The organism is Lachnoanaerobaculum sanguinis, assembly GCF_033242365.1.
Classification (GTDB): Bacteria; Bacillota; Clostridia; order Lachnospirales; family Lachnospiraceae; genus Lachnoanaerobaculum; species Lachnoanaerobaculum sanguinis.
Map to the genome: position 1 here is coordinate 1 of NZ_BTHK01000081.1, position 297 is coordinate 297.

At 49.5% G+C, this 297-nt stretch carries 1 rRNA gene; it reads right to left on the reverse strand.

From position 1 onward, the window contains the following. Nucleotides 1-297 (reverse strand): 23S ribosomal RNA (locus SBH76_RS13620); the annotation flags it as partial.

Consider the following 297-nt stretch of genomic DNA (forward strand, 5'->3'; position numbering starts at 1 on the left):
CGCCCTATTAAGACTTGGTTTCCCTTCGGCTCCGTATCTTTAATACTTAACCTCGCCTGTACATGTAACTCGCCGGACCGTTCTACAAAAAGTACGCGGTTCACCTTTCGGTGTTCCACAGTTTGTAAACATAGGGTTTCAGGTTCTTTTTCACTCCCCTCCCGGGGTTCTTTTCACCTTTCCTTCACAGTACTATACGCTATCGGTCACTGACTAGTATTTAGCCTTGGGGGGTGGTCCCCCCTGCTTCCCACAAGGTTTCTCGTGTCTCGTGGTACTCCGGATACTGCTGGATTC